This is a genomic window from Brevibacterium luteolum, assembly GCF_013004595.1.
GTDB classification, from domain to species: Bacteria; Actinomycetota; Actinomycetes; order Actinomycetales; family Brevibacteriaceae; genus Brevibacterium; species Brevibacterium luteolum.
Genome location: NZ_JABEMC010000003.1, coordinates 38,571 through 59,314, shown reverse-complemented (window position 1 = coordinate 59,314; position 20,744 = coordinate 38,571). Strand labels below are relative to the sequence as shown.

The window sequence follows — 20,744 nt, the reverse complement described above, 5'->3', positions numbered from 1 at the left end:
TCTCAGTTTCCCCCATTCTCTGCGCCGCACCTTCGCCGCATTCTCATGCAGCACACCTGCGCCCGCTCGCATCTGTGATGACAGTTGAGAGTCTCTGACTCGCGGACGCCGGACACCATCATTCCCAGTTCATCTCATCGGCACGCATCCGGGCAGAACTCTGCCGTGTTGTGCAATCCACAGTTTTCCATGTCGCATCTATCGGCATGGAGCAAGAGGTCATGAATTTGGCCATATCTACACAAAAAGGAAAAACAATGGCTACAGGCAACGTCAAGTGGTTCAACGCTGAAAAGGGCTTCGGTTTCATCGAGCCCTCCGACGGCTCGGCTGACGTGTTCGCGCACTTCAGCGCCATCGAAGGCTCGGGTTACCGCAGCCTCGAGGAGAACCAGACGGTGGAGTACACCTCCGAGAGCACCCCGAAGGGCCCGCAGGCCACCTCGGTGCGCGTCCTCTGAGACTCCTGACATCAGCGGGGCGGCGGTCTGACGACCCTGCCCCGCTGATGCATTCCCGCCTCCCGCCACCGCGCTGATCGCATACTGCGGACAGCCCTCCCCTGCCTGCTGCCCTGGGCACTGACGGATCCCCGCATCCCCATCCCGAAAGAGCCTGCCGATGCCAGCCGCGCAGTGCTGCCTTCACCCCTGGCCACAAACCCGCGCCGGTCTTCACCGACGCCAAGCGCATCGACTTCTTCACCAAGCAGGTGCGCACCTCCCGCAACATCGCCGGAGGCTGGTGGGCCAGCGCGCTCATGGGCGGACCGACCTACCAGGTCGAACACCACCTCTTCCCCTCCATGCCGCGCCCGCACCTGGCCAAAGCCCGCCTCATCGTCCGCGACGCCTGCCAGCGCTTCGACGTCCCCTGCACCGAGACGAGCCTGTGGCGCTCCTACGGCATCGTCATCGCCTACCTCAACCGGGTCGGCCTGGCCGCCCGCGACCCGTTCGACTGCCCGCTCATGAGTCAGCTGCGGCGTAGCTGACCCCGGCCGGCCACATCGTCGACACAAGGCACCTTGTCTCACAATCGCCTGCCGGCACGCTCACAGTCCCAGCTGCCGGCAGCCAGCGGCTCATCTGCACGCCGGCGCATGGCATGGGCCTGATCTTCGACTATGCTTGAGCCAGGCTCGACTCATCGACGTCAATCGGAAGGAAGCCACCGTGTCCCTGGTTCGCCTCATCGCCCGTCCTATGCTCGCTTCGGCCTACATCGCCAACGGCGTCTCCCGGATCAAGCATCCGCAGGCCGCAACCGATTCAATCACCCCGGTCATCAACGCCGTGAAGAAGCAGGTCGACATCCCGATCGACGCTGAGCTCGCCGCTCGCGCCACCGGTGTCGCCCAGGTCGCCGCCGGTTCGCTGCTGGCGATCGGTAAGTTCCCGCGCTTCTCCGCCACGGTCCTCGTCGGCACCTACCTCATCGACGTCATCGGTGAGCAGCTGCTGACTCCGAAGGAGGAGCGTTCGCAGGTCTCGCTGTTGACGAAGACCTCGATGATCGGCGGCGCGCTCATCGCCAGCGTCGACACCGCCGGCAAGCCGGGCCTGGCCTGGCGCGTCCAGCACGCCGCTGAGGATCTGCGCAAGAACGTCGAGAAGACCTCCGCCAAGGCGATGGACGCCGTCAACCTCGGCTGAACTCGATGACCCAGCGCGACGTTTCGCTGTGGCCCGCCCCGCGTGCAACCGCACCGGTGCGGGCCACAGTCGCAGTACCCGGTTCCAAATCGCTCACCAACCGCTATATCGCCTTAGCCGCGGTCGCAGCCCAGCCCTCGACGATCATCAACCCGCTCATCAGCCGTGACACCGAGCTCATGCTCGCAGCGATCACCGCACTCGGCGCCGAGGTCGACGACTCGACCGACGGCCAGGTGACGATCACTCCGCTTCCGGCCACCGCCTCGGGCACGGATGCCGCTGCCACCGTCGACTGCGGGCTGGCCGGCACCGTCATGCGCTTCATCCCGCCGCTGGCCGCGGCCACCGGCCGCAGCGTGCGCATCGACGGCGACGCACAGGCCTATGTGCGGCCGATGGACACGATGATCGGCGCGCTGCGCGACCTCGGCGTCGAGATCACCGCCGGTGCGACTTCGCTGCCCTTCGACCTGCACTCCCCCGGCGGCGTGGCCGGCGGGCGGATCGAGATCGACGCCTCGGCCTCCAGCCAGTTCGTCTCCGGGCTGCTGCTGGCCGGCTGCCTGTTCGACGACGGGCTCACCCTCGTCCACACCGGCGACGCTGTCCCCTCGCGCCCGCACATCGAGATGACCCTGGAGACGATGCGTCTGGCCGGCATCGACGCCTCCGCCACCGGTGAGCACGAGTGGACGGTCGCTCCTGGCCGGCCGCGCGGGTTCACCGTCACGGTTGAGCCGGACCTGTCGAACGCCGCGACCTTCCTCGCCGCTGCGATCGTCACCGGCGGGCAGGTGTGCGTGCCGCACTGGCCTGCCGAGACGACGCAGGCCGGTGATGCCTTCCGCGGCCTGGCTGAGAGCTTCGGCGCCCAGGTCGAGTTGACTGACGCCACCCTGTGCGTCACCGGACCCGAGGCGGTGGCCCCGATCGACGTCGATCTCTCGGCTGTCGGCGAGCTCACCCCCGTCACCGCCGCTGTCGCTGCGTGTGCTGACGGTGAGAGCCGGCTGCGCGGCATCGGGCATCTGCGCGGACACGAAACCGACCGGCTGGCCGCTCTCGCCGCCGAACTCGGCAGGCTGGGTGCGAAGGTGACCGAACATGCTGATGCCCTCACGATCCACGCCCCGGCACGGTCCGGTGGGCAGTTCGAGACGTATCACGATCACCGGATGGTAATGGCCGCAGCGGTGCTCGGCCTGTGCGTCGACGGCGTCGAGGTCATCGACGCCGGCACGGTGGCCAAGACGATGCCTGACTTCACGCAGCTGTGGTCGGGCATGCTGGCAGGCGAGCGCTGAGCATGGGCAGACGGTACGACAACTTCACCGAAGACGACTACCGGCCCAGGCCCAACCGCAAAGGCTCCCGGCCGCGGACCAAGGAGCGCCCGGACTATTCGGATGCCCCGACGGCGATGGTCACGGCCGTCGACCGCGGCCGCTACCGCGTCGTCGTCCACGACGATGACGGGCAGGCGCCAGTCGACGGGCCGATCGTCACCTGCGTGCGCTCGTCGCGTCTGCGCCGCCGCTCCATCGTCCCCGGCGACCGGGTCCGGGTGGTCGGCGACACCTCGGGTGCGGATGGCACGATGGCCCGCATCGTCGAGATCCTCGACCGGCAGACGCTGCTGCGCCGCAGCGCTGATGACACCGACCCGACCGAGCGGGTGCTCGTGGCCAACGCCGACCAGCTCGTCATCGTCACCGCCGCAGCCGACCCCGAACCCTCGTGGGGGCTCATCGACCGGGCGCTCGTCGCCGCCTTCGACGCCGACATGGAACCGCTCATCGCGGTCACCAAGCTCGACCTGGCGCCGATCGATGCGATCCGCGACTACTATGCCGCTGCCGGCGTGCGGGTGGTGGCCTGCGGCTTCGACGCCACCGGCCGCCCACATATCAGCCAGCTGCTGCCGGAGCTGACCGGACGGTTGTCGGTGCTCGTCGGGCATTCCGGGGTGGGCAAGTCGACGCTCATGAACGAGATCATCCCGGCAGCCGACCGGGCGATCGGCGATGTCAACGCCGTCACCGGACGCGGCCGCCACACTTCGTCCTCGGCGCTGTGCCTGCCGCTGCCGGACGCCGGCTGGCTCATCGACACTCCCGGGGTGCGCAGCTTCGGTCTCGCCCATGTCGACATCGACAGCGTGCTCACCGCCTTCGACGAGCTCGTCGAGGCCACCGCCTACTGCCCGCGCGGATGCACACACCTCGATGACGCACCCGACTGCGCCCTCGATGCGTGGGTCGCCGAGGGCAAGGCCGGGGATGCCGGGCCGCAGCGGCTTGCCTCCCTGCGCCGGCTGCTCAGCGGGCTGCAGCAGCCGGCCTACTGAACCACTCCCCTGACGCCTGCCTTTTCCATATGCCGACCAGGCGGCAAGTGCTCTCAGCGGCACCGCTACAGTGTCACCATGGACGATCTCGAACTCGCGCTGCGCCTGGCCGATGCCGCCGATGCGATCAGCCTGCCGCGCTTCCGGACGCATGACTTCGCCGTCTCGACGAAACCGGATCTGACACCGGTCACCGATGCCGATCAAGCTGTCGAGCAGATGCTGCGCACCGAGATCGCCGAGCACCGGCCGGACGATTCGTTCTACGGGGAGGAGTTCGGCAGCCGCGGGCAGGCATCGCGGCGCTGGATCGTCGACCCGATCGACGGGACGAAGAACTTCGTGCGCGGAGTGCCCGTCTACGCCACCCTCATCGCCCTCTACGACGGCAAGACACCCCTCGTCGGCGTCGTCAGCGCCCCCGCGCTCGGGATGCGCTGGCATGCCGCCGCCGGTCACGGCGCCTACCGCACACTGGCTGCTGGTCTCGGCGGCGGCGAGCCTGAGCGCCTGCAGGTCTCGACGGTGAGCGATCTCGCCGATGCGTCTCTGTCGTACTCCTCGCTGACCGGATGGGCCTCCCACCGGGACCGCGAGAAGTTCATCGCGCTGACCGACCAGGTGTGGCGCACCCGGGCCTACGGCGACTTCTGGTCGTACATGATGGTCGCCGAAGGCACCGTCGACGTCGCCTGCGAACCGGAGCTCGAACTCTACGATATGGCCGCGCTCGTGCCGATCGTCACCGAAGCCGGCGGCTCCTTCACCGATCTCGGCGGCCAGCCTGGGCCCTTCGGCGCCAACGGCCTGGCCACCAACGGACTACTGCACACGGAGGTTCTCACCCATGTCTGATGGCACCCAGTCCGGCAGCCGCGGCGCTGCCCACCCCGACCTGTATGCGGCCCCGACGTGGCACCAGATGGCCACCGCGGCTGGGCTGGTGAATGCCGACGGGTCGATCGGCGAGACGATCTTCGGGCAGATGACCACCCTGGCCGGGCAGCACGATGCGGTCAACCTCGGGCAGGGATCACCGGGAGACCCGACGCCGGACTTCCTCATCGACGCCGCGACCGAGGCGATGCGCGCCGGAGTCAACCAGTACGCCCCAGGCCAGGGCCACCGTATGCTCATCGACGCCGTGGCCGAGCAGCGCCGCCGCTGCTACGGACAGGACGTCTCGGCTGACGAGGTGCTCATCACCATCGGCGCAACCGAGGGACTCAGCGCCGCGATCGTCGCCCTCGTCTCCCGCGGCGGCGAGGTCATCGTCTTCGAGCCCTTCTACGACTCCTACGCTGCCGCCACCGCACTGGCCGGCGGAAAGCTGCGCACCGTCGGGCTCATCGAGGACGGCGAGGGCGGCTTCACCCCTGACTGGGAGGCCTTCGAACGCACCATCGGCCCGCAGACGGCAGCGATCATCGTCAACACCCCGCACAACCCGACCGGGCTCGTGTTCACCGCTGAGATGCTCACCCGCATCTACGAGGCCGCAGTGGACAACGACGCGTGGATTCTCACCGACGAGGTCTACGAGTACCTCGTCTTCGGCGCTCGCACGCACGTGGCGCTGGCCAGCATCGTCGACGATCCCTACCGGGTGGTGTCGATCTCATCAGCTGGCAAGAGCTTCAACATCACCGGCTGGAAGATCGGCTGGACGGTCGCGGCACCTGAGGTGCGCGAAGCGATCCAGGCGGTCAAGCAGTACTTCTGCTTCACCGGCGGGGCACCCTTCCAGCCGGCGGTCGCTGCAGCCCTGAACGAACATGAGGACTTCGCCCACCGCTCAGCACAGAGTCTTGCTGCCCGTTCGGAGATCCTCGTGCCGGCATTCGAGCAGCTGCCCGGTGTGCGGGTCTCCCAGCCGCAGGGCGGTTACTTCACACTCGTCGACTTCGCCGGCACCACCGATGAGGACGCCTATGCCCTCAACGAACGGCTGACCCGCGAGTTCGGCTTCACCGGGATCCCTGGACCCTCGCTGTGCGCAGCCGGCACCCGGGCCCGTGAGACTTTCGCCCAGACGATCCGCTACTCCTTCTGCAAGAGCAAAGAGGAGACCGCTGAGGCCGCACGCCGTGTGCGGTCAGCAGCCGAGAAGCTCAGCTGATCGCCCCGGGCTGGCAGGCCCGGGCTGCGACGATTGCCTTGACCACGACCGAACCGAGGACGAGTGCGAAGGCCGGCCAGACGACGTTGGACTGGACGAGGAAGCCGAAGATGAGCGGACCGGTGGCTGCCAGGCAGTAGCCGAGCCCCTGGACGAAACCGGACAGGGCCGCGGCTGACTCGGCGCTTGAGGATCGCAGGCTGATGAGGGTCAGCGCCAGCGGGAAGGTCGAGATCCCCAGTCCCAGCAGCACCGTCCACAGCACTGGTGCGGCAGCCGGTGCCAGCCACAGCCCAAGATAGCCGGCGGCCAGGCAGGCGGAGAATCCCAGGACGGCAGCCACCGGGCTGCGCACGCGTTCGGCGAACATCGGCAGCACCAGTCCGAGGAGGAACGGGATCGCGGTGACCAGTGAGAGCATCGCCCCGCCGAAGCTCTCGGACAGACCGGCGCCGACGAACAGCATCGGCAGCCAGGTGAAGAGGATGAAGTTGTTGAATGAGGTGATGCCGGTCATGAGCATGAGCGCCCACGCCCGGCCGCTGCGGAAGAGCTCCAGGTAGCGGCCAGACGAAACCACAGCCGTGCTCGGCGTGGTTTCCGGGGTGACGCGCCGGATCCACAGCAGCAGCCAGATCGCGGCGGGGACGGCAGCGGCGAGCGACCACGCTGCTAGTGAACCCCGCCATCCCAGTCCCTGCGCCAGCGGAACCGCCAGCACCGGTGGAATGAACGTCCCGAACTGCAGGGCTGCGACGTGGATGGTCGAGAACAGACCGATCCGGGTGGGGAAGAATCCCTTCACCAGCGGTGGGATGACGACGTTGCCGATGCCCATGCCGATGAGCGCGAACGCTGAGAGCAGCAGGAAGACCACCGGTGAGCCGGTGGCGCTGCGGATCGCCAGGCCGGCAGAGATGATGATCATCGCCAGGCTGATGACGCTCACAGCACCCCAGCGGATCGTCAGGCGTGGGGTGAGGAATCCTGCGATGCCGAAGATGAGCGGAGGCAGCATGCCGATGACGGCGAGGAATGCGGCCGTGATGCCCAGCGGCTGCGCCATCGTGTCGAGCAGCGGCGAGAGCCCGGTGACTCCGGGCCGCAGGTTGAAACCGGCGGCGACGATGCCGATGACGACGAGTACGTAGGCGGCGGAGGATTTCACCACGTCATTCTTGCATCCAGCGGTCAGCGGCGTGCAATCGGCTCACCACGACCGCCGGTGCACACAGCACTCCACGTGATGTCCGTCTCCTGCCGGACGGTCGAGGCACGCCACCGCTGACCACCGCAGCCGATCACTTTCTGAGTGAGCAGAAGGCCCGCTGACCTGGCGTTTCTGCTGGTCAGCGGGCCTTTTCTCGTGGCGGGGGGAGGATTTGAACCTCCGACCTCCGGGTTATGAGCCCGGCGAGCTACCGAACTGCTCCACCCCGCGGCGCATGTTCTACTATACGGCAGTCCTGACGTGCGTCCAAATCCCTGATGGTGACCTTGTTAACACTGCCTGAATCGCCGAGGCGGCGGTCACCGCAGTGGTGACCGCCGCCTCGGGCGTGGGGCCGGCAGGTTCAGTTGCCGCCGTCGGTGGCAGCGTCACCGGGTTCGGTTTCGCTGTCAGCCGGCTTGGCCTCGTTCTCTACCTTCATCGCCTCATCGAGGGCCTCGCGCAGACGCTGCTGCGCTTCGCCGTAGGAGGCGAAGTCCCCGTCCTGCAGGGCCTTGTCCGAGTCCTCCATAGCCCGCTTGGCCTTGTCGAGGGCGTTGGCGAGAGCCTGGTCAGCAGTCTCCCCCGGCTGGGTGCCGCCAGTAGCGCCTTCCTCATCCTCCTCAGGCTCCTGACCGGCGTCACCGGCCTGGACACCGGAGTCACCGCCGAACACCTGGTCAAGGGCGGCATCGAGAGTCGGGGCGAAGCCGATCTGCTCACCGAAGGCCACAAGCACACGCTGCAGCACCGGGTAGGAGGTCTCACCGGCCGAGCGGACGTAGACCGGCTGGATGTACAGCAGACCGCCGGCCACCGGCAGGGTCAGCAGGTTGCCGTTCTGCACCTGCGACTCACCCTGGCGCAGCAGGTTGAGGCTCGACTGGATCTCAGGCTCGGTGTTGAAGTTGTTCTGCGCCTGACCCGGGCCGGGGAACGTCGTGTTGCGCGGCAGCTGCAGCAGACGCAGCCGGCCGTAGTCCTCACTCTTCGTTCCAGCCTCCTCACCGGCATCGGCGTTAGCCGCCAGGAAGCCGGTGAGGTTGTTGCGCGTCTGACCCTGCGCCTGGCGCGGGATGAACGACGAAGTCAGCGAGAACGACGGCTTCTCCTGGCCGGGCATGCGCAGCGTCAGGTAGAACGGCGGCTGCAGGAGGTTGCGCTCCTGGTTGACCGTCGGGTCCGTCGGCAGCGTCCAGAAGTCCTGGCCGGTGTAGAAGGAGTTCGCGTCGTCGACGTGGTAGCGGGTGAGCAGCTGGCGCTGCACCTTGAACAGGTCCTCGGGGTAGCGCACGTGCGCCATGAGGTCTGCGCTCATCTCATCGGTGGACTTGAACAGGCCCGGGAAGATCTTCATCCAGGTTTTGAGCACCGGATCGTCGTCTTCCCACTCGTAGAGGTCGACTTTGCCGTCATAGGCGTCGACGGTGACCTTGACCGAGTTGCGGATGTAGTTCACCTGCTGCGGCGGCAGCGCCTGCTGGCTGCCGCTGCGCTCAGTGTTCGAGTCCTGGGTGGCGTCCTGCAGCACCTGCGGGGTCGAGTACGGGTAGTGCGGGCTCGTCGTGTACGCATCGACGATCCACTTGATGCGCCCGTCGATGACCGCCGGGTAGGGGTCGCCGTCGACTTCGAGGAACGGGGCGACGCGCTTGATGCGCTCACGCGGGGTGCGCTCATACAGGATCTGGGATTCGTCGTTGACCGCATCGGAGAGCACGATCTGCTCGTCCTGGAACTTCACGGCGTAGACGAGACGGTTGAAGAAGTTGCCGACCGACGGCCCGCCCTCACCGGAGAACGTGTTGTACACCTGCGCCTCACCGTCGTCGCCATCGGCGGGATAGTCGATCTCGCGCGGGTCGGCGCCGTCAGGTGCGCCGACGATCGAGTACAGCGGTGAGCGCTCACCGAAGTAGATGCGCGGCTCGTACTCGCCGAGCTCACCAGTCGGCGGGATGTTTGCTTCGAGGAAGGACGGCTGACCGTCATTGCCCTGACGGTTGCCGTACGCGGCGACGACACCGAAACCATGGGTGTAGACGACGGCCTGGTTGAGCCAGGAGGAATCCGACTGCGAATCCGGGTTGAGCTCACGCAGCGCAATGACTGTGTCCTGCATCTCACCGTCGATGCGGTAGCGATCGACGTCGAGCTGCTCGGGGAAGCTGTAGAACGGACGCTGCTGCTGCAGCTGGCGGAACGTATCGGACACCAGGTTCGGGTCGAGCAGACGCACCGAGGCGGCGGTCTCGGCATCGGCGCGCAGCGCGCCGGGCTCACCTTCGGTGGTCGGCGAGTACGGGATCACATCGACGTCCTGGATGCCGTAGGCGTAGCGGGTGGCGTCGAGGTTGCGCTGGATGAACTCGCGCTCCAGGGACTGCTCAGAAGGCGAGACCTGGAACTGCTGCACGGCAGCCGGCAGGCCGATGACCGACACAGCACCGAGGACGAGCAGCATGATGACCGAGACGATCGAGAGCTTCCACATGCTGCGGAAGGCGTTGGCAAGGAACAGCAGCGCGACGACGAGCGCGGCCAGGGCGATGATGAGCATCGCCGGCAGCGTGATGTTGCTCGTCGTGTAGGTGGCACCGGTGACGATACCGCTGGTGTTGGTCAGCGACTCGTAGCGCAGCACGAACAGGCGGGCGGCCTGCAGCAGGATGAGCACGCCGGCGGTCACCGCGATCTGCACCTGAGCCGCGCGGGTCATGTCGAGACCGCGCTGCTCGCCGGGACGCAGTCCCCCGAAGAGGTAGTGGGCGACCAGCGAGCCGATGAAGGCCAGCAGCGCGACCATTCCGAGGTAGTCGACGAGGAGGCGGATGACCGGCAGCTGGAAGACGAAGAAGGACACGTCGTGGCCGAACTCCGGATCCTTGATCCCGAACGGGGTGGAGTGCAGGAACATCTGCACCTGCTGCCAGGAGGCCGACAGGGCGATGCCGCCAAGCACACCGACGACGAGCGAGGCGACGATGGTCACGACTGCGCGCAGCGGCTCGATGGCCTCGCGGTAGCGGTCGAGGTTCTCCTGCTGCGGTGTCGTCGGCGCATAGACCGGGCGCTTGCGGTGAGCCAGGTTCAGGCACAGCCACAGCGGTGCGGCCATGAGCAGCACACCGATGACGAACAGGATGATCTTCGTCACCCATTCGGTGGTGAACACCTGCAGGAAGCCAAGCTGATCGAACCACAGGATGTCGGTGTAGACCTGCGCGAACACGACGAACAAGCCCAGCACCACGGCCACGCCGATGAGCGTGAGGACCAGCGGCGAGACCTTCGTCGACCGCCCTTGCGGCCGACCGGGCGAACCGGGCTTACGGGGTTGACCGGCGGAAAACGTCACTCGATCCCTTTCGTCGAAGCGGTGTCATCGCGCGCCCTGCTGGGCGTCGCACTGCGGAAGGCTGTCGGTGTTTCCTGCGGCGATGTCCTCGACCGCAGCGTGGGCATCGGACAGCGTGTCGATGCGGACCACATGGAGATCTGTGGAGGCGGCGGCGTCGACCACCTCGGCGCAGTTCTTCGCCGGAGACAGGAAATACTCGGCACCCGCGTCCGAGGCAGCGCTGACCTTCTGCCGGGCCCCGCCGATCGGGGTGACGGTCCCGGCGGCATCGATGGCGCCAGTGCCGGCGATCGGCTTGCCGCCGGTGAGATTGCCCGGGGTGAGCTCGTCGATGATCGTCAGGGCGAAGATCATGCCGGCTGAGGGCCCGCCGATGTCCTTGACGTTGTAGGTGACCTCGAACGGGAAGTCGAAGCGCTGCTGCATCGAGATGCCGATCATCTTCTTGCCGTGCACCGGCTGGGGCTCCAGATCGACAGACAGCTCTCCGTCCCCGCGCTTGAGGCCCAGCTGCACGCTGCCCTCGGATTCGGTCACCGCCGAGGCGACGGCAGTCGCAGCGTCGGGATCGCCGCCGAGTCCGGTGCCGTTAATCGAGGTGATCTCGTCTCCAGGCTGGACCTGGCCGTCTGCTGGGGAGCCGGCGACCACCTCGGCGACGGTGGTGACAGAGGAGTAGTCGATGCCGAGCTCGCCGAGCGCAGCGGCGGTGGCGGTGTCCTGTGAGGAGGCCATCTGGGCGGTGTTCTGGCCGGTGACGTCCTCGCGGGTGGTCGTCAGCGGATAGTAGGACTCATTGGGCACGACGGTGTCGGTCCCCTTGATGACCGAGCGCAGTGCTTCGGAGGCGTAGACGTTGTTGCCCGGGCCGCCGGCGACGGCGACGGTGAGCATGTCGAGCTGGCCTTCGGCCTCATAGGTTTCGGTGCCGCTGATCGTGATGAGATCTTTACCGTCGACCGGTTCGAGGGTGTTGACCACTGGGCCGGGCATCTGCAGCAGGTAGGGCACGGGGATGAGCGCGCAGGCGAGGACGAGGCCGTAGGTGATGATCCCGGACAAGATCCCGCCGGAGCGGGCGCGGGGCTTGCGGGCCGGCTTCTCTGCCGGGGCCGCGGCGGCGTCAGCGCTGGTCGCGGGGGTCTGCGGCGCTCCGACGGGGGCGGGCTCAGGCGCGTGACCCGAACCGGCTCCGACGTTGTTCGTCACGTGGTTCAACCCTTTCGATACGCACCAGTGAACAGACCTGATCCAGTCTAGACGAGGCACCGGATGGGAACCACTCAGGAATCGGCTGTCCGCAGGCTGTGAGCAGGGCGGTCGGTGCGCATTTCGCCGAGGACGAAACCAACGCCTCGGGACCGGTGGTTCGGAACATTTGACCAGCTTCTCCGGTTAGCCTGACATGACTACCACCGCCCGCACCGAACCAGGGGGTCCGCATGACCGATAAGAACGACAACGAACAGCAGCCTGACGAGAACAATCCCTTCGGCAACATGTTCGGCATGTTCTTCGGACCCGGCGGCGGTGCAGGCTTCGGCGGCCCCGGCGGAGGATCCGGCGGCCAGCAGGGCTTGCCCGGCGGGTTCCCGTTCGATCCGGCGATGCTCGGCGGGATCATGCAGCAGCTGCAGGAGATGATGAGCGGTGCCGGCGCCCAGAAGGCTGCGCTCAAGGCAGCTGAGGACAAGGTGCCGACTCCCGACCCGGATGTCAGTGAGGAGACTGTCGCAGCCAGCCGGGATGCGTTCCGTGTCGCTGAGCTGTGGCTGGCGAAGGTCACCGATCAGCCGGCCGGGATCGGAGACGCGCAGACGCTGACCCGCAGGGAATGGGTGCACCAGTCGCTGCCGGGCTGGGAGAAGTTCCTCGCTCCGGTGCAGACGAATATGACGCAGGCGCTGACGAGCACGATCGCTGAGCAGGCGCCTGAGGAGCTCAAGCCGATGCTCGCCGGTGCCTCGCAGATGTTCGCTTCGATGAGCAGCTCGATGTTCGGCGTGCAGCTCGGTGAGGCGCTCGGCGGTCTCTCCGGTGAGGTGCTCACCTCGTCGGATATCGGCCTGCCGCTGGTCGCCGGTGACAAGCCGGCGCTGGTGAACGCGAACATCGTCGGAGCCGCAGCCGAGCTCGACATCGACCCGAAGGAGCTGCGCATCTACCTGGCAGTGCGTGAGCTTGCCCACCTGTGGCTGTTCAAGCGCGCCCCGTGGCTGGCTGGTCACGTCGAGACGGCGCTGGCGAAGTACGCCTCGGGCATCGAAGTCGATATGGGCCGCATCGAGGGGCTGGCCGGGCAGATCGACCCGAGCAACCTGGAGCAGGTCAGCCAGGAGGTCCGCGAGGGCCTCTTCAACCCGCAGCAGACCCCGCAGCAAGCTGAGGCGCTCGAGCAGGTGCAGAACCTGCTGTCGGTCATCGCCGGCTGGGCTGATGTCGTCACCTACTCCGCCTGCGAGGCGCTGAGCGGCCGCGATGCGATCCGCGAAGCACTGCATCGCCGGCTGGCCACCCAGAGCTCTGCCGATCGCCGGTTCGCTGAACTCGTCGGTCTCGAACTGGTGCCCACCCGGCTGCGCGATGCCGTGGCACTGTTCGGCTACCTGGAGCAGTCCGAAGGTGCTGAGGCCCGTGACCAGATCTTCACCCACCCGGATCTGCTGCCCACGGCCAAGGATCTCAATGATCCGCTCGGCTACCGGGAGCGCCGCCAGGAAGCCTGGTCGAGTGAGACCGAGATCGATGAAGCGCTCGAGAAGATCCTGAGCGAAGGCTCGGCTGAGAAGCCAGCCGCTGACGATGCTGACAGCAGTGACGACGCTGGCGATAACGGTGACAGCGGAACCGCCGGTGGCACCGATGCGGATGATGAGCGCTGATCGCACACTGAACGACTTCGCTGCCGAGCTGCGCAGCGCCGGACAGGCCCCGCAGGCCGAGTTTCTGCTCACTGCGGGGCCTGCCGCGTTGTCGAAGACTGCGGATCCGGATCACTTCACCGCCAGCTGCGTCGTCTTCGACCTCGCCGCCGATGATCGGCGGGTGCTTCTGCAGCGGCACCGCAAGACCGGCAAGTGGATGCAGTTCGGTGGTCACGTCGAGGCAGTCGATGCCTCGTTTGCTGCCGCAGCCGCACGCGAGCTGACCGAGGAGGCAGGTCTGCGCTCGTGGCGCTGGTTCTCCCCCGTGCCGGTATCGGTGACGTCGTATGCGCTCTCGGCCCAGCACGGCCGGTGTGCCCGTCACCGGGATGTGCTCTTCGCTGCAGATGTTTCCGAGCGCGAGGCTGTCAGCGTCTCGGTGGAGTCCCACGCGCTCGGCTGGTTCAGCCTCGATACGCTACCGGATCAGCTAATGCCCGACCTGACCGACCGGCTGCCGACGCTGTGGGATGCCGCTTGCCGGCTCGCAGAGCGCTGAGACACAGCCTGATCAGCTGGTGTACCGGGCGGCGCCTTCTCCGTAGCTGAATCCCGACAGGAAGATGTCGGCGTCCTTGGTGCGCTCATAGCGGTCAGCCAGCGCATGGAAGGCCGGTGAGTGGTTGGGTTCGCGCAGGTGCGCAAGTTCGTGGACGAGCACCGCGTCAAGAACCCAGGCGGGCACCTCGCGCAGGCGGTTGGAGATTCGGATCTGGCCGGTGGCCGACGTCGTCGATCCGAAGCGGGTGCGCTGATTGGACACCCAGCGCACCGAGGTCGGGGCGATCCCATCGTCGAACAGGCGCGCATTCAGCTCAGCCGCGCGGGCTTCCAAGTCCTCGTCCCCTGGCGCCGGCACGGCAGCCCTGCGCTCTAAGCGCTCGATGAGCCGGGCGATCGAGGAGATGTTGCGCTCCAGGTCGAATCGGGCAGGCACGGCCAGCTGATAGCCGACGGGAGTCTTCGTCGCCGAGATCGTTTTGCGGCGTCTGGCTGAGCGCTTGAGGGTGATGGTGCCGTCACCGATCCCTGCCCGCACATCTGAGGCGTCCACGTTCTCTCCCCTCTTCCTCACACGGCTCTGCTGCCACTGGAGACATCCTCGCATGCCGCGCGGACATCACCACGGTGGCCGGGGCTCATCGACGGCGGCACGAGGGTGACGAGCACCACCCAGACCATGACCAACTGCCACAGTCGGCAGAGAATTCCAAGCCGCAACGCCGCAGTCATGAGCGTGGGAAAAATTTCTTGAGATTTCTTTGTGTCCACACCTCACCCAGAGGGTGATTCCTCATGTCAATCGGGACTTCTCGGCGTTTTGCCACACCTGAATCCGATGCACAATGCACACCGTTATCCACACAATCGACGTCAGTTCCCCGGCGTTTTCCACACACCGTGCACAGGGGGTGCTCGGCAGTCTGTTGACGTAGGCGCGGCAGGCGACATAGTTTGAGGAGTCAGACCCTCGGAAAACCCGAGATTCGTGGGCTGGGGGAAGGTTCACGAAACTCGCGAGCGGCTGAGGGCTTCGACCGGGCGAACAGCTCTGACGGCGTGCATTCCACGCCCCATGTCACGAGTGCGTTCGCCCGGTCTCATTTCTGTCTGGGCCCGTTTCTGCACAGAGTTTTCCACAATTGGCTCATCACCCTGTCGCTCCGTGCGTGCGTGAGCCTACGATGCCGATGAACAAGGGGGTTCACGGCATGAGATATCAGCTTTACCGATCGGTACCGGTTGTCTGGCGCAGCTCACGGTGCATCCAATTCGGCGTCGACTCTCCCGTGCTCATCGACGGGCTCACCGCAGCCGACACCGAACTCATCAATGCGATCCGGATGGGCATCAGCGCCCGTGACTTCGACGCCCGTGCCGCGCATCTCGATGTCAGCCCGGCTCGTGCTGCCTCACTGCTGTCCCTCTTGACCGAAGCCGGTGTGCTCATGCCTGTCGAGCGCACCGCGTATCAGGCCAGCAGCACCACGCACGTCGATGCCTATGCCGCTCGGATCCGGGAGGAGCCCAGCTGCATCACCGGAAGGCTCACACGACCCAGCGTGCTCGTCCTCGGGCCGCTGCGACGTGGGCTGCAGGCCCTGCTCGTCGCCGCCGGGATGCGCGCTGACATCATCGACCGGGCAGAGGATGCGCTGACGGCTGCTCAACCGCTCGTCGTGCTGACCGGTGCCTGGGTCGACGACGCGGTCGGTGCGGGGTTCCTCCATGAGCACGGGATCGACCACTGCCACCTGACCGTCGGGCAGGATCAGGCCCGTCTGTCCCATGTGATCCGGGCCCAGGACACTCCCTGCACCCGCTGTGCGATCGGCTTCCGCTGCGATGACGACGCCGACTGGTTCGGCAGCTGGCAGGCGCTGTGGCAGCAGGCTCCCTCCGCGTCGCTGCTCGATCCGGTGCTGTGCGCACTGGCGTATGCGCATCAGGCTGAGCGCGTCCGCGAGCACATTCTCCATCCCGGTCGTGTCGCCTCTGATCTCGTCATCTCCCCCAGCGGCGAGGTCGTCATCGAGACACCGGAGTTCCATTCCAGCTGTTCCTGCCGGGCAACCGTCCCACAGGATCTGAGCCACGTGTGATCAGGAGCTGCTGTTGCCGCGCTGCTGGCGGACGATCTCGATGATCGCCTCACCGAACTGTTCCTGTTTGACCGGACCAATGCCCGGCACGCGGGCGAGCTCTTCCCGGTTCTGGGGTGCGACCTCGGCGACCATGTTGAGCGTTGCGTTCGTCAGCACCATGTAGGTAGGGATCTGGTTGTCCTCTGAGGCCTGTTTGCGCCAGTCCTTGAGCGCTTCGAGCAGCTGCGGGTCGATGACTCCTGGGCAGTCGCCGCAGCGCCCGATGCGGCGTTCGACGACGTTGACGAGGACCTTCTGGCACTTCTGGCAGTGCACTGTCTCTCCCCCGCGGGCCGTTCCGGCGGCCCGGCTGCGCCGCGCCTGCGGGACCTGGCGCGGCTGGTCTCCGCGCAGCTCGGCCAGGAAGCGTGATGGGCGCCGCGATCCAGCGCGGCCAGCGTGCCGGGCTTTCGACCAGCTGAGCCGCAGCTGCTTGCGTGCACGGGTGACCGCGACGTAGAGCAGGCGGCGCTCCTCGGCGATTTCGGCCGGCTCGCTGGCGTAGCTGATGGGCATGAGCCCTTCGCTTAAGCCCACGACGTGGACGCTGTCCCATTCCAGGCCCTTGGCCGCGTGCACAGAAGCCAATGTAACGCCGTTGATCGGCGGGGCGAACTGGTGCTCCTGCCGGTCGGCGAGCTCGGCGACGAACTTCTCCAAGGGCACCGGGACCTCGCTGTCGGCCTGCATCGCCTCGGCAAGGTCGACGATGGCAGCCAGCGATTCCCACTTCTCGCGCGCGGCGCCCACCCGCGATTCGCCGGCGGCAGTCCAGCCGGTGTTCTCTAGCACCTCGCGGACGACCTCGGGCAGCGGTTCCACGCCGTGGGTGCGGGTGGCGGCGGTGAGCATGACGAGGGCCTGCTTGACCTCGGGGCGGGCGAAGAACCGCTCCCCGCCGCGCAGCACGTAGGTGATGCCGCGGGCGGCGAGCGCCTCTTCGTATGCCTGGCTCTGGCCGTTGGTGCGGAACAGCACGGCGATGTCCTGGGCGGCGCGGCCGGCGGCGAGTTCTGCGGCGATGGCGTCTGCCACGGCTGCCGCTTCGGCCGGGTCGTCGCTGTATTCGAAGTACTGCACCGGGCCCATGTGCGGATGGGTGGCCTGGAGGACGAGTGCCCCGCGGCCGGTGTGGGCCAGCAGCCGGTTGGCGGTGTCGACGATGTCGGCACTCGAGCGGTAGTTGCGCACGAGTCGGACGGTCGAGGCGTTGGGCAGGTCCCGGCGCAGGCCGAGCAGGAATGAGTCGGTGGCGCCGGCGAAGGTGTAGATGGTCTGGGCGGGATCGCCGACGACGCACAGGCTCTCGCGCTTGCCCAGCCAGCGGCGCAGCAGGTCGTACTGCAGCGGGGAGACGTCTTGGAACTCGTCGACGACGAAGCTGCTGTACTGGGAGTGGACTTTCGCGGCGATGTCCTCCCGGGTGCCGAGGACGCCGTTGAGGACGAGGAGGACGTCTTCGAAGTCGATGAGCCGGCGCCGTGACTTCGTCTCCGAGTAGGCGAGCATGATCCGCTCCATGCTGGCGACGTCGATGCCGTCGGGCAGCTCGCGGCCGCCTGCGGCATGCAGGTACTCCTCGATGCCGAGCAGGGAGGCTGCGGCGTATTCGATCTCGGCTGCGACATCGCGGACGACTTCGCGTTCGGGTTCGAAGCCGAGGCTTGCCATCGTCTGCGAGAGGACGCCGGCTTTGTGCGTGAGCAGGTCTGGGAACGGCCCTTCGGCAAAGGAGGACCAGAAGAACCGCAGCTGCCGCAACGCAGCCGAGTGGAAGGTGCGGGCCTGCACACTGGGCACGCCGAGGCTGCGCAGCCGGGAGCGCATCTCACCGGCGGCCTTCGACGTGAACGTCAGAGCGAGCACCTCGGTGGGCCGGAACTGCCCGGTGTGCACCCCGTAGGCGATGCGGTGCGTCATCGCCCGCGTCTTTCCGGTGCCAGCACCGGCAAGGACGACGAGAGGGCCGTCGAAGTGCTCAGCGACCTGCCGCTGTTCGGGGTCGAGGGCAGCCAGCAGCTCGTCAGCTACCGGACCCGAGGTGCCGGGGGCTGATGGCATGCTCGTGCGGCTCTGCCCGCGGGGCTGGGTGGGTGGTGGGTTCATGCGTTGTGCATCCACGCGGAGATGAGCTGGCCTGCGATCGACACGCTGCCGGGCACCGAAACGGCGCCGGTGTCGACCTGCTCACGCAGCTCCTCGCGGGTGAACCAGCGCAGGCCTGAGATCTCGACGAGATCGGCCTGGAAGTCCAGCGTCTGGGCCTCGACGCTGAAGCCGAGCATGAGCGAGGCCGGGAACGGCCACGGCTGCGATCCCAAGTAGCGGGGATTGCGGCACGGCACGCGTGCTTCCTCCCAGACCTCGCGCAGCACGGCGTTCTCCAGGGTCTCTCCGGGTTCGACGAAGCCAGCCAGCACGGAGAAGCGGTCTTCGGGCCAGGCGGCGTTGCTGCCGAGCAGGAGGCGTTCAGTGCCATCGTCGTCGGTGTGCACGACGGCCATGATGACGGCTGGGTCGGTGCGTGGGAAGTGCTCGCTGCCGGCCTCAGGGTCCTTTCGCACCCAGCCGCCGCGCATCGGCACGGTCGGTGCGCCGTTGCGCGGAGAGTGCGTGTGCGTGCGGTGCCAGTTGCCCACTGCAACGAGCTCGCAGGCCAGTCCTGCGTCGCGGTCGCTGAGCGCTTCGGCGATCTCGCGCAGCGGCAGCCAGGTCGGTTCGGCCGCCTCGATGCCACTGGCCGGGGCGTCGAGGAAATCGACGGCGTCCCGGTCGCGCTGCGCGGCCAGTGAGGAGTCGATCGCGGCACGTCCCTCATCGGTGAGGTCGATGCCGATCCAGTGGGTTTCGGTGTCGTCGCCGCCCAGGTAGATCTGGGTGGAGTCTTCCGGCACGTCTGCTTCGGTCACTGGGACCAGGCCGCCGGAGGCGACGAGCAGGTAGCCGCGGTGGGCGAGGATCCCGTGGACGCGCGAGCGCTGCCACAGCTCGGAGAGATCGCCGTCGGAACCGCGTGCCACGTCGTTGCGGTCGACGGCGCTGCGGGCAAGGCTGGCCGGCTGGAGCATCGGGAGGGGCTTCATGCGTTCCACTGTAGCGAAGGGCAGGGACATCTATTCGTGCGGTGGCCGCGCCTGTGGAGGAGGCGAACTTCTGCCACCGGGCGGCGGCATCGGAGTGTAGATCCACCAACCTCCGGGTGAGGACAGGTAGATTGGGTGACGTGGACACCTTGGGACTCAGGCTTGCAGCAATCGCAGCCGGACAGATCGCCGGTTTCGAACCGTCGCTGTGGACGAAGCTGCCGGATTCGCGTGGCCCGCGGGTGCTGCTCAGCGCTGAGGATCGCTCGCTGGTCGTCAGCCTCATCCCCGACTCTGATGTGCCGGCCGCCCAGACCGAGGCGGTGGCCTGCGCTGTGCTGCGCAGCCTGCTGCCCGACACGCAGATCGGGTTCCCGCAGATCCTTGCCAGCGTTCAGGCCCCTGATGATCTGACCGAGGATGAGCGCACCTACGAGGTGCAGATCTCCGATCCGCTGGCCGGTACGCCTGCCACTCTTGAGGACTTCGCCGAATCGCAGCAGCTGGTCAGTTCCCTGGCCGACTTCCTCGCCGACCTGCACAACAGCGACACCGGTGCGGTCGCTGATGCTGGGCTCGTCGTCCATGATTCGGCCGAGCTGCGCGAACAGCTGCTGGCTGATCTCGATCGCGCCGCCGGCACCGGGCTTGTGCCTGCGGTGCTGCTGCAGCGCTGGGAGGACGCCCTGGAGAACGTCTCGACATGGCGATTCCTGCCCTGCCCGATCCACGCAGCGCTGGCCCCAGAGGCGATTCGCGTCGAGGATGGGCGCATCACCAGCGTCAGCGACTTCTTCCGCTTCCGGGTCGGTGACCCGGCTGCCGACTTGGCGGCGGTGTCGACGTTCGTCGAGGGATCCCACTACGAGCACTTCCTCGACCGCTACCGCCAGCAGCGTCACATCAAGGATGCCGGTCTGCAGGCGCGCGCCGAGCTGCTGGCCGAACTGGCTGTCCTCGACTGGCTGCTGCTGGCAGTCGACACCGAGGATGAGGCCGCGAAGTCCGATGCGGTCGCACTGTTGAACTCACTTGCCGAGGTGGCGACAGCTGATGCCGAACAGCCCCGGCACGCCCAGCCGTACGAGTTCACCGACCGCGGTGAGACCCGGGCAGATGATCCAGCCGCCCCCGAAGATGAGGCCCCTGCAGCTGAGCCTGCAGAGGATACCCCTGCAGACGATGAGCGCGGCGACACCTCACCTGCTCCGTCCGCGCCTGATCTGCAGCCGCGGGTCGAACCGCAGGTGCAGCGCAGCAGCGACGCCGATGCGTTCCGTCCGGCAGCTGCTCCCGCACCTTTTGACGAGGGCTCGTCAGCCGATGTGCCGACTGAGCGCATCATGGACTTCGACGAACAACCGCAGGCGTCCAAAGATCGCCCCGAGAAGTCCTGA

The 20,744-nt window shown here is 67.1% G+C and carries 17 protein-coding genes, 1 tRNA gene and 1 pseudogene; 11 read left to right on the top strand and 8 right to left on the bottom strand.

From position 1 onward, the window contains the following. Positions 1–257: 257 nt before the first annotated feature. The 7 genes and pseudogenes from HLA91_RS05765 (at position 258) to HLA91_RS05735 (ending at position 6,124) form a co-directional block, all read left to right on the top strand. A complete protein-coding gene (locus HLA91_RS05765; RefSeq protein ID WP_102159650.1) occupies positions 258–461 on the top strand; it encodes a cold-shock protein in 204 nt (67 codons plus the stop codon). A 176-nt stretch (positions 462–637) separates the two neighbouring features. Continuing rightward, positions 638–994 (top strand): annotated as a pseudogene (locus HLA91_RS05760) (fatty acid desaturase family protein); the annotation flags it as partial. A 181-nt stretch (positions 995–1,175) separates the two neighbouring features. Next, positions 1,176–1,655 (top strand): DoxX family protein, encoded by a 480-nt coding sequence (locus tag HLA91_RS05755; RefSeq protein WP_165883157.1) that lies wholly within the window; start codon positions 1,176–1,178, stop codon positions 1,653–1,655. 5 nt (positions 1,656–1,660) lie between these two features. Then, positions 1,661–2,962, top strand: coding sequence for a 3-phosphoshikimate 1-carboxyvinyltransferase (gene aroA, locus HLA91_RS05750; RefSeq protein WP_170273937.1), 1,302 nt, complete (start codon positions 1,661–1,663; stop codon positions 2,960–2,962). Positions 2,963–2,964: 2 nt separating this feature from the next. Beyond that, entirely contained in the window at positions 2,965–4,005 is a 1,041-nt protein-coding gene (rsgA, locus tag HLA91_RS05745) for a ribosome small subunit-dependent GTPase A (protein WP_170273936.1), read from the top strand. A 78-nt stretch (positions 4,006–4,083) separates the two neighbouring features. Then, positions 4,084–4,860: a histidinol-phosphatase gene (gene hisN, locus HLA91_RS05740; RefSeq protein WP_170273935.1), complete on the top strand. Its 777-nt coding sequence runs from the start codon at positions 4,084–4,086 to the stop codon at positions 4,858–4,860. Continuing rightward, positions 4,853–6,124: an aminotransferase class I/II-fold pyridoxal phosphate-dependent enzyme gene (locus HLA91_RS05735; RefSeq protein ID WP_170273934.1), complete on the top strand. Its 1,272-nt coding sequence runs from the start codon at positions 4,853–4,855 to the stop codon at positions 6,122–6,124. Before hisN ends, HLA91_RS05735 begins: the two co-directional genes overlap by 8 nt. Here HLA91_RS05735 and HLA91_RS05730 read toward each other — a convergent pair. The 4 genes from HLA91_RS05730 to HLA91_RS05715 all read right to left on the bottom strand — a co-directional run bounded on the left by HLA91_RS05730 (position 6,117) and on the right by HLA91_RS05715 (position 11,904). Next, a complete protein-coding gene (locus HLA91_RS05730) occupies positions 6,117–7,292 on the bottom strand; it encodes an MFS transporter (protein ID WP_338076740.1) in 1,176 nt (391 codons plus the stop codon). The two genes, HLA91_RS05735 and HLA91_RS05730, sit on opposite strands and share 8 nt — an antisense overlap. Before the next feature lie 199 nt (positions 7,293–7,491). Beyond that, positions 7,492–7,565 (bottom strand) — tRNA-Met (locus HLA91_RS05725). Between the two features lie 133 nt (positions 7,566–7,698). Next, entirely contained in the window at positions 7,699–10,692 is a 2,994-nt protein-coding gene (locus HLA91_RS05720) for a UPF0182 family protein (protein ID WP_170273933.1), read from the bottom strand. A gap of 24 nt (positions 10,693–10,716) precedes the next feature. Beyond that, complete coding sequence (locus tag HLA91_RS05715) at positions 10,717–11,904, bottom strand: YlbL family protein (RefSeq protein ID WP_338076741.1); 1,188 nt, start codon at positions 11,902–11,904, stop codon at positions 10,717–10,719. Between the two features lie 233 nt (positions 11,905–12,137). On the opposite strand from HLA91_RS05715, the gene HLA91_RS05710 reads away from it, so the two are divergent. Together HLA91_RS05710 and HLA91_RS05705 are read left to right on the top strand one after the other, a co-directional pair. Further along, positions 12,138–13,577, top strand: coding sequence for a zinc-dependent metalloprotease (locus HLA91_RS05710; RefSeq protein ID WP_170273932.1), 1,440 nt, complete (start codon positions 12,138–12,140; stop codon positions 13,575–13,577). Then, positions 13,567–14,118, top strand: coding sequence for an NUDIX domain-containing protein (locus tag HLA91_RS05705; RefSeq protein WP_170273931.1), 552 nt, complete (start codon positions 13,567–13,569; stop codon positions 14,116–14,118). Before HLA91_RS05710 ends, HLA91_RS05705 begins: the two co-directional genes overlap by 11 nt. A 12-nt stretch (positions 14,119–14,130) precedes the next feature. Here HLA91_RS05705 and HLA91_RS05700 read toward each other — a convergent pair whose 3' ends face one another. Further along, entirely contained in the window at positions 14,131–14,673 is a 543-nt protein-coding gene (locus HLA91_RS05700) for a M48 metallopeptidase family protein (RefSeq protein ID WP_243743547.1), read from the bottom strand. A 17-nt stretch (positions 14,674–14,690) separates the two neighbouring features. After that, positions 14,691–14,891: a hypothetical protein gene (locus tag HLA91_RS05695; protein ID WP_170273904.1), complete on the bottom strand. Its 201-nt coding sequence runs from the start codon at positions 14,889–14,891 to the stop codon at positions 14,691–14,693. 440 nt (positions 14,892–15,331) lie between these two features. Between HLA91_RS05695 and HLA91_RS05690 the strand changes: the two genes are divergently transcribed. Continuing rightward, complete coding sequence (locus HLA91_RS05690; RefSeq protein WP_146004392.1) at positions 15,332–16,222, top strand: hypothetical protein; 891 nt, start codon at positions 15,332–15,334, stop codon at positions 16,220–16,222. On the opposite strand, the gene HLA91_RS05685 is transcribed toward HLA91_RS05690, so the two are convergent. Both HLA91_RS05685 and nudC read right to left on the bottom strand, forming a co-directional pair. Beyond that, positions 16,223–18,325 carry an ATP-dependent DNA helicase UvrD2 gene (locus tag HLA91_RS05685; RefSeq protein ID WP_170273930.1) on the bottom strand — a complete coding sequence of 701 codons (2,103 nt, stop codon included), beginning with the start codon at positions 18,323–18,325 and terminating at the stop codon, positions 16,223–16,225. It lies immediately after the preceding gene. 41 nt (positions 18,326–18,366) lie between these two features. Continuing rightward, positions 18,367–19,347 carry an NAD(+) diphosphatase gene (gene nudC / locus HLA91_RS05680; protein ID WP_170273929.1) on the bottom strand — a complete coding sequence of 327 codons (981 nt, stop codon included), beginning with the start codon at positions 19,345–19,347 and terminating at the stop codon, positions 18,367–18,369. Between the two features lie 140 nt (positions 19,348–19,487). Here nudC and HLA91_RS05675 point away from each other — a divergent pair, with 140 nt between their 5' ends. Then, a complete protein-coding gene (locus HLA91_RS05675; RefSeq protein WP_170273928.1) occupies positions 19,488–20,744 on the top strand; it encodes a phosphotransferase in 1,257 nt (418 codons plus the stop codon).

Excerpts from the sequence above, each read along its gene's own strand:
- HLA91_RS05765 (WP_102159650.1), top strand. The coding sequence starts at position 258 with ATGGCTACAGGCAACGTCAAGTGGTTCAACGCTGAAAAGGGCTTCGGT.
- aroA (WP_170273937.1), top strand. The coding sequence starts at position 1,661 with ATGACCCAGCGCGACGTTTCGCTGTGGCCCGCCCCGCGTGCAACCGCA.
- rsgA (WP_170273936.1), top strand. The coding sequence starts at position 2,965 with ATGGGCAGACGGTACGACAACTTCACCGAAGACGACTACCGGCCCAGG.
- hisN (WP_170273935.1), top strand. The coding sequence starts at position 4,084 with ATGGACGATCTCGAACTCGCGCTGCGCCTGGCCGATGCCGCCGATGCG.
- HLA91_RS05735 (WP_170273934.1), top strand. The coding sequence starts at position 4,853 with ATGTCTGATGGCACCCAGTCCGGCAGCCGCGGCGCTGCCCACCCCGAC.
- HLA91_RS05710 (WP_170273932.1), top strand. The coding sequence starts at position 12,138 with ATGACCGATAAGAACGACAACGAACAGCAGCCTGACGAGAACAATCCC.
- HLA91_RS05705 (WP_170273931.1), top strand. The coding sequence starts at position 13,567 with ATGAGCGCTGATCGCACACTGAACGACTTCGCTGCCGAGCTGCGCAGC.
- HLA91_RS05690 (WP_146004392.1), top strand. The coding sequence starts at position 15,332 with ATGAGATATCAGCTTTACCGATCGGTACCGGTTGTCTGGCGCAGCTCA.
- HLA91_RS05685 (WP_170273930.1), bottom strand. The coding sequence starts at position 18,325 with ATGCCATCAGCCCCCGGCACCTCGGGTCCGGTAGCTGACGAGCTGCTG.
- nudC (WP_170273929.1), bottom strand. The coding sequence starts at position 19,347 with ATGAAGCCCCTCCCGATGCTCCAGCCGGCCAGCCTTGCCCGCAGCGCC.